Source organism: Candidatus Methanocrinis alkalitolerans (assembly GCF_029167205.1).
GTDB classification, from domain to species: Archaea; Halobacteriota; Methanosarcinia; order Methanotrichales; family Methanotrichaceae; genus Methanocrinis; species Methanocrinis alkalitolerans.
In genome coordinates this window covers 90296-97498 of sequence record NZ_JARFPL010000003.1, presented here as the reverse complement: position 1 = coordinate 97498, position 7203 = coordinate 90296, and the positions used below count along the sequence as shown (strand labels likewise).

General features: G+C 61.2%; 5 protein-coding genes. 2 read left to right on the top strand and 3 right to left on the bottom strand.

Features of this window, described 5'->3' with window-relative positions; genetic code table 11:
• Positions 1–228 (top strand): transposase (locus tag P0O24_RS01695; protein WP_316968008.1); only part of this gene is annotated, 228 nt, incomplete at its 5' end.
• Here the strand turns inward: P0O24_RS01695 and P0O24_RS01690 are convergent.
• Positions 229–3426: a DUF835 domain-containing protein gene (locus P0O24_RS01690; protein WP_316968007.1), complete on the bottom strand. Its 3198-nt coding sequence runs from the start codon at positions 3424–3426 to the stop codon at positions 229–231.
• Positions 3423–3611, bottom strand: a complete 189-nt coding sequence (locus tag P0O24_RS01685; protein ID WP_316968006.1) for a hypothetical protein — start codon at positions 3609–3611, stop codon at positions 3423–3425. Before P0O24_RS01685 ends, P0O24_RS01690 begins: the two co-directional genes overlap by 4 nt.
• Before the next feature lie 262 nt (positions 3612–3873).
• Between P0O24_RS01685 and aspS the strand changes: the two genes are divergently transcribed.
• Entirely contained in the window at positions 3874–5136 is a 1263-nt protein-coding gene (gene aspS, locus P0O24_RS01680) for an aspartate--tRNA(Asn) ligase (RefSeq protein WP_394356651.1), read from the top strand.
• Positions 5137–5221: 85 nt separating this feature from the next.
• Here aspS and P0O24_RS01675 read toward each other — a convergent pair whose 3' ends face one another.
• Positions 5222–7201: an aldehyde ferredoxin oxidoreductase family protein gene (locus P0O24_RS01675; protein ID WP_316968004.1), complete on the bottom strand. Its 1980-nt coding sequence runs from the start codon at positions 7199–7201 to the stop codon at positions 5222–5224.
• Positions 7202–7203: the final 2 nt, after the last annotated feature.

The window sequence follows — 7203 nt, the reverse complement described above, 5'->3', positions numbered from 1 at the left end:
GCTGAGAGCGCCGGTTCGATGGTGGTTCTAGTAGATCCTCGGAACACAAGTCAGCTATGTTCCAGGTGCGGCCTTAAAGTGCCGAAGTCGCTATCGGATCGGGTCCATGGATGTCCTCAATGCGGGCTGGTCATGGACCGTGACGAGAATGCGGCGATAAACATTCTGAGACTGGGACTACAGTCTCTGCCAAAAGCTAGAAGCCCCGCCCTTCAGGGCGGGGAGTAGTCACGAGTTTTCGTATTCTATCTCCAACAGTTCCATCTCGCTCGCGAGCCTGTGCAGCTCTTTGGTATCCAGGGCGAGAGGATCGATGTGGATTATCAGAATGCCTCTCTTCAGGGCGACCACGTCCCTCTGAGACTGGACGAACCGGAGGACCGACTCGTAGTTGCTCTGAGTTATCAGGTAGCCGAGCCCCTCCAGAAGTATAAGGGGCTCCTCGGTCTTGGAGAGGAAGTCTGAGATCATGCCGGAGAGCCGCGGGAAGTTGGTGGGGTCGACATGCCGGTATTGGGGACCGACCCCCGAGGACTGGGTCAGCCAGATCACCCCTTCGGGGGGCAAACGGTACTTCTCCATCAGCTTTTCTGGATGGTACCTGCTTATGCAGAGCCCCTCCACCCCCCGGCCGACGAGGTCGCTGTACGCCGCGAGGCTCTTTGCAGGCTTCTCCTCCTCGATGACGTAGGTCGTCCCCGGGGCTAGCCGCAGCTCAATGGGGTTGAGGCCGTACTTGGCCATCATCGGCTTTGCCGCGGTGGATAGGTTGAAGGCTGGATCCACCTCCCTGATCGCCCTCGCCAGCCGTCTCAAGGCGGCGAAGAACTCCCAGCGGCTCAACCTTCCGATCCTCTCCACCATCGGCCCACCTCCCCGGGACGCCTCTGCAAAGCCCGCCATCTCCGGATCGCAAGCGTCGCCTTCGTCCGTCCTCCTCGCGCCCCTGAAGATCTCGTCCCCATTCATCATCTCGTAGAGCCGCCTTTTGACCGCCTTCCTGCAGGGCTCGTCGAGCCTCTTGAGGAGGGCGTCAGAGAAGGCCTTGAATAGATAGGCAGGGAGGGGACCCAGGAGGAATATCAGCTCATCTGCCCGGTTTATATCTGAGGTGAGCTTCCGGTTGACGAACTCCGGCCTCACCTGGAGGACGAGCCTCGTCCGCCCCTTCCTGGAGAGTTCTTCGAGGGCGTGGACGAAGTCCAGGACCTCCGCCTCGGGAACGTTTCCCCTATTCTCATCTATCAGCTCTTCGAGGCTGTCCAGGAGGATTATGCTGTTTTTGCTGCTCTCCACAAAGGACTTTATGGTGATGAAGAGAAGGGGGAGGTTGTTGGGGGCGATGTACCGCTCCCCCCTGCCTTTCTCGTGGCTGAGCCTGATGATGGGGGTCTCGGTGAAACGCCATCTCAACCTGACCTCGTCCGGGTCAGAAGAGGTTATGCATAGCCCCTCGACCCCGTGGGTTATCTGGTCTGTGAAGACCTCGTAGCCCTTCTCGGAGGTTATGTACGTCTTTCCGGGATCTAGGGTATAAAGCGCCCTCGTCTCCTTCATCACCTCGACGACGGGCTTCACCGCCACCTCCTCTTCGACTATCATCCTGGTGGCTGTGGGCCCCAGGGAGCCGGTGAGGGTCTTCTCCAGACGGTCCCTCAGCTCGAAGAGCTGCCGGGCGTCGATCCCCTCCCTGGTTGTCTTCAGGTCGGAGAGGTTCATCTCCACGACGCTCTTAGCCCTCTCGGCACCGATGTACCGAGCCACCGTTCCCTCCAGCTCGTCTACCGTCCCGACCCTTATCACCACGCTCTCGCCGAAGGGGAGGACGGGGGAGGGTCCGGCTTCGGGACGGGCCTTATAGACGTCGACGAAGCTTTCGGCGAGGGCCTTCTCATCGTCCGTCGGCTCGTGGACGATGGAGAAGAAGACGTAAAGGGTGAAGTTCGCCAGGATCGACCAGAAGAAGGCATGAGTCCAGGGATCGAGCTGCAGGCCGAAGAGGGCCGTCGGCTGGAGGATGGCGATCCCGAAGGGGCCGGCGTCGAGGATGGCACCCGATATCCACCCTGCCTCCACGAGGGTCGGGATGAGGGCGGTGTAAGCCCAGATGACGAAGCCGGCAACGAGACCCGCCACCGCCCCCTGTCGGCACCCCTTCTTCCAGTAGAGGCCCCCGAGGGCGGCGGGGGCGAGCTGGCACGCGGCGAGGAAGGAGAGGAGGCCTATATCCACCAGGGCCGGAAAACCCACCAGGAGGGAGTAGAGATACCCCAGGGCCAAGACCAGGAGGATGTTCAGCCGCTTGAGGCTGAGGATGAGGGCCGGGAGGTTCCTTCCCTTGCCGATCTTCCTGACTATATAGGGCATCTCCAGGTCATTTAGGAGCATCGTTCCCACCGTCACCGCCGAGATGAGGACCATTGCCGTGGCTGCGGAGGTCCCCCCTATGAAGACCAAAAGCGCCAGAAGCTCCTGCCCCTGGCTCATGGGGATCGAGACCATCCACATGTCCGCCTTCCCCGGTGCCCCCAGGAGGAGGCCGCCCCAGGCGACCGCGGGAACGAAGAGGTTTATCAGGAGGAGGTAGAGGGGAAAGATCCACATCGCCTTCTTCAGGTGTTCCTCTTTCGAGTTCTCCACCACCATGACGTGAAACTGTCTTGGGAGAAACAGGATAGCAAAAGACGACATTATGATCATAGAGAACCAGGAGACGTAATCTGCCGCCAGAAGGTGAGAGTGGTCGGGGCTCGTTGCTATCCCCCTGACGATCTCGCCGTAGCCGCCGAAGAGGCCGTAGGTTATGTACATGCCGGCAGCCAAGAAGGCGACGAGCTTCACCACCGACTCGAAGGCCACCGCCGCGATCAGACCCTCGTGCCGCTCCAGGGGGTCGAGATGCCTCGTCCCGAAGATGATGGCGAAGACCCCCAGAAGGACGGCGACGAGGAGCCGCCTCACCCCCATCGCCTCGTGGTACGGGCCGCTAATTATCGTAAGAGACTCGGATATGGCTATCATCTGGAGGGCCATGTAGGGGGTTATCACCACCAGGATGGCGACGGAGACGAGGGCCCCGATGACGTAGCTTTTGCCGTACCGGAAGCTGATGAAGTCGCTTATGGTGGCCAGGCGGTGCTCTTTGGATACGACGATCATCTTCCTCAGGACCATCCAGCCCAGGAGCATCACCAGGGAGGGTCCGAGGTAGATGGGGAGAAAACCGAGGCCGTCGGTGGCGCTCCGCCCCACGCTCCCGTAAAAGGTCCAGGCGGTGACGTATACGGAGAAGGATAAGGCGTAGACGTAGGGGTTGGATACTATGCTCTTGCCCTGATCCCTCTTTCGTTCGGCGTAATGGGCTACGCCGAAGAGGAGGAGGAGGTATAAGACCATCGTCGCCAGAGCAAGGAGGGGGTTGATCAATTCGAGGTCCACCTTTCGAATAGAAATGCAAAGAGGATGATCGAGAGCCAGACGGATATTATGTAGACTAGTACGGCGGTATTGCCTATGGGATCGTCTCCCCCTCCGACCAGGGATAAAGCCGGCCAGTTGAGGAGGACGCTTCCGAGGATGAAGAGCAGGATCCAGAACTCATCCTGCTCCATAAGATCTTTCCGCGATGTCGTCATGGTGAGAGCAAGCCTGGAGTTTGAAGCAAGGATCTTATATAGTCCCCGTTTCAGATATACCTACCGCCTTGTAGGCGTATGATTCTATTTGGTCCTGTTGGGGGGGGGGTGGACCGCCCTTCCGAAAGGCAGGGCGGCCCCGAGCTTTCGGACTGCTTTTATATCAGAACCCTATTTCTCCCATCGGTGACGTTATTTGGTCCTCAGAACTCATTATTCAGGTGATATACTTCCGGAGATGGACGGGCTAGAGGTGACCCTGGCGGGCTGGGCCCACGAGGTTCGAGACCTGGGCGGAATCTGCTTTCTAGTCCTGAGGGATCGCGAGGGTCTAGCTCAGGTGACCCTGGTCGCAAAGAAGGTGGATAAAGACCTCCTCGAAAAGGTGAGGCACCTCAGCCGGGAGAGCGTCATCCTCGTCCGGGGGAGGGTGAAGGGGGAGCCGAAGGCTCCGAGGGGGTACGAGATCATACCCTCGGATATCGGGCTCCTCAACGAGGCGGATTCGCCCCTCCCCATGGACCCCACAGGAAAGGTGGGGGCGGACCTGGACACGAGGCTCGACTCCCGGTTCGTCGACCTCCGGAGGCCTTCCGTCCTGGCAGTATTCAGGATCGAAAGCGAGGTCCTCCGCTCCTTCCGCGAGTACTTCGCAGAGAACGGCTTCATCGAGGTCGCCACCCCCAAGGTGGTGGCGACGGCTACAGAAGGCGGGACCGCCCTATTTCCCATCACATACTTCGAGAGGGAGGCATTCCTCAACCAGAGCCCTCAGCTCTACAAGCAGATGCTGATGTCGGCGGGCCTCGACCGGGTCTTCGAGATAGGGCCCATCTTTCGGGCCGAGGAGCACGATACGAGGCGCCACCTCAACGAGGCGATATCCATCGACGTCGAGGTCAGCTTCGCCGACGAGGAGGACGTTATGGCCCTCCTGGAAGAGGCGATGGCCAAGGCCTACCGAGACGTCGCCGAAAGGTGCTATAAGGAGCTGAAGTCTCTGGATATCGACCTTGCCGTCCCCAGCACCCCCTTCAAGAGGGTGACCTACACCGAGGCGCTAAAGATCGCAAACGAAGGCAGGGACGCGAAGATCGAGTGGGGAGACGACCTGGACACCGAGGCGGAGAAGGCGATCGGCTCTGCCATAGGAGAGCACTACTTCATGACGGAGTGGCCGACGTCCATAAAGCCCTACTACACCCTCCCCTTCGAGGAGAGGCCCGAGATCAGCCGGGGATTCGACCTGATGCACCCCTCGATGGAGCTGGCCAGCGGCGCCCAACGGGTCCACGACCCCGACCTCCTCGTCGAGAAGATAAGACGCCAGGGGCTCGACCCCGACGGGTTCGAGTTCTACCTGAGGGCCTTCAGGTTTGGGATGCCCCCCCACGCAGGCTGGGGTCTGGGCCTAGGGAGGGTCGTTCTCACCATGCTCAACCTCGAAAACATCCGGGACGCCGTCCTCTTTCCCAGGGATCGAAGGAGGCTCGTGCCATAAATTTAGGGGGGAGTGGCGGGCTTTGGGCCCGCAGCTCCGCCATCGCCCGCCAGAGCTTTGAGATCTCGACCACCGTCGAGACCGCCTAGCCAACCTCGGCATCAGCCTTCGATTTCGAAGGCCCATGGTCCTTCGAGATCATCTCAAGGTATCGCTTTCTGTAGGGCTTTAGCTCCTCTGCCACCCCGGCGAGGCCGTACTCATCCAGGACCTTCGGGAGGGGAAAGCCCGTCTTCTCCTCCCAGCCCCTCACCTGGTAGTACCGGGGGATCAGCTCCCTCTCGGGGAAGACGACCCCCTGGTTGGGCCCGTCGGGCATCGGCTCTTCGGTGAAACGCCTCGGATTTTTATCCTCGTTCTTACCGACTAAAACTCGATTCCAGTAGGCCCTCTCCAGGTGGACGATCCGGCCGCCGACCTTCAGAAGCTCTTCGGGAGTATAATCGACCCCCGTCGCCGACTTCAATAGCCGGACCATGTCTTCGAGCTGGATCGCGAAAGACCAGGTGTGGGTGAAGGCACACTGGGTGAGGGAATCGCCTACGGCCTTCAGGTCCTCCTGGTAACGCTCCATCTCCGGCTTCTTCACCATCGAGAGCCGCTCTTCGGCAGCGCTCGTCCCCAGGATCTTCTCGACGAGGCCGGGGTAGAAGGACCCCGTCAGCTCGAGGCAGGGGAGGGCCTGGAGGTGGTCTCCGCCGCGCCTTCCCGTCGCAAAGCCGATCCCGAAGGCGAAGCCCAAGCCCCGGGGGTCGTCCTGGGACATGTCGTGCCCCTTGACGGATATCGAATAGTCCTCCCCCCGGCCCAGGATCCGGGCCGCCCTGAAGGACCCCTCGGCCAGGAGGTCGCCGAAACCCTGTCGGGCGGCGATCATCCTTATGAGGGACTCGATGAGGTCCCCGTCGCCCCATTCGACGGCGAGGCCGCCGGTATCCTCCTCGCCGATGAGCCCCTTCTCCCAGCACTCCATCGCCCAGGCGATAGCTCCGCCGCAGGAGCAGGAGTCCATCCCCAGCTCGTTGACGAGCTTGCCGTTGGCGATGACCCTGTTCATATCGAGGTGGCCCACCCTCGGACCGAGGGCGGCGAGGGTCTCGTACTCAGGGCCGCCGGTCGTCTCGCCGGCGTATCTGCCCTCCTTTATCCTGCTGAACCTGCCGCAGGAGATGGGACAGGCGAAGCACCCCTCCCGGTGAGCGAGGAAGTGGTCGCGGTGGCGTTCGCCGCTGAGGAGGTGGGCCTGGGGGTGGTTGCCCCGCTGGAAGTTCCTCCAGCAGAACCAGCCATGCTCGTAGTTGGCAGGCATGGTGAGGAGGAGCGATCCCTGGTCGTGGAGGAGCTGAGCGACGGCGTCCCGTTTGAGCCGGCCTCTCGTCTCGGCGCAGATCTCGAAAAACTCCTGGGGGCTTTCAATCTCGACGGCCCCCGTCCCCCGGACGGCGACTGCCTTCAGGTTCTTTGAGCCCATCACCGCCCCCATCCCGGACCTGGCCGCCGCCCTCGATACGTCGTTTATTATGCAGCCGTATCTCACCAGGTTCTCCCCGGCTGGCCCGATGGCGGCGACGTGAACCTCCTGGTCGGATAGATCCTCCTTGACCATGGCGTCGGTCTCGGAGATCCTCCTCCCCCAGAGGTGGGAGGCGTCCCTGATCTCCACGAGATCGTCGAGAACCGAGAGGTACACCGGCTTCTCTGACAGCCCCTGGATCACGATCTGGTCGTAGCCCGCAAACTTCATCTCCGGGCCGAAGTTGCCGCCCATATTCGAGTCGCCGAACCCCTCGGGGGTCCCCAGGGGCGACTTGGCGGTGATCGTCGTTCTGGAGCTGGCAGGCGCAAAGGTCCCCGTCAGAGGCCCCACCCCGAATATGAGCCTGTTTTCGGGGCCCAGGGGGTCGACAAAAGGTCCCACCTCCCTGTAGAGGAGCTCGGAGTTGAACCCCCGGCCTCCGAGCCACATTTTGCGGTGGGATATGTCGATATACTCCACCTTCGACGATCCAGATGTCAAGTCCACCCGGAGCCTCTTTCCCGTCCACCCTTTGACCATCGTAGTCATGA

Bases quoted from the DNA above. Each gene is read 5' to 3' on its own strand.
- P0O24_RS01685 (WP_316968006.1), bottom strand. From the start codon at position 3,611: ATGGAGCAGGATGAGTTCTGGATCCTGCTCTTCATCCTCGGAAGCGTC.
- aspS (WP_394356651.1), top strand. From the start codon at position 3,874: ATGGACGGGCTAGAGGTGACCCTGGCGGGCTGGGCCCACGAGGTTCGA.
- P0O24_RS01675 (WP_316968004.1), bottom strand. From the start codon at position 7,201: ATGACTACGATGGTCAAAGGGTGGACGGGAAAGAGGCTCCGGGTGGAC.